This is a genomic window from Streptococcus oralis (genome assembly GCF_003943825.1).
Lineage (GTDB): Bacteria > Bacillota > Bacilli > Lactobacillales > Streptococcaceae > Streptococcus > Streptococcus oralis_CD.
The window spans coordinates 1-743 of record NZ_RJNJ01000059.1 but is presented as its reverse complement, the minus strand read 5'-3'; the positions used below and the strand labels follow the sequence as shown (position 1 = coordinate 743).

Genomic DNA, 743 nt, shown 5'->3' with positions numbered 1-743 from the left:
GTCAAAACTTTGCCTTGCTTAACCACCTGTTCTCCAGCGATATAAACATCATCAACATCACTGGCTTTGACTGCATAAACTAGGTGAGAGAGCATATTTTCCTGAGGTTGGAGATGGATTTTTCCTTGAGGATTAATGACCAGAAAATCTGCCTGCTTACCAACTTCCAGACTTCCTATCTGATCTTCCATCCCAAGAACCTTAGCACCTTCGATTGTCAGTGCCTTAAGGGCTGTTTCGATAGGGAATTGACTGGCATCTCCACTTTTCATCTTTTGAAGAAGGGCTGCGGTCCGTCCTTCCTCAAACATATCTAGATTGTTGTTGGAAGCAACGGAATCAGTCGCAATTCCCACAGCAACTCCTGCTTTTTGGAGTTGGATGATTGGAGCGATTCCTGAGGCCAGTTTTAGATTACTGATAGGATTGTGGGCGATAGCCACTTGAGAGGTTGCCAAACGTTCAATTTCTCGTTCGTTTAGCTCGACCCCATGAGCAAAAACAGACGGATGATCTAAGTAACCCAGTTCTTCTAGAAAGGCGAGGGGGCGTTTGCCATAGCGTTTCAGGATAATTCCTGATTCCTCCTTGGTCTCCGCCACATGGATATGGATAGAAATGTCCAGCTCTTTTGCCATATCTAAGCTCGCTTCCAGCAAGTCTCTACTACAGCTATACGGAGAATGTGGAGCTGCCATAACCTTGAAATTTGGATTTTCATATCCTAAAATTTCCTCTATGAT

1 protein-coding gene is annotated in these 743 nt (G+C 44.4%); it reads right to left on the bottom strand.

Annotated features, from left to right (window positions below; genetic code table 11):
* A partial coding sequence (locus D8863_RS10545) for an amidohydrolase family protein (protein ID WP_125441863.1) occupies positions 1-743 on the bottom strand: 743 nt, incomplete at both ends.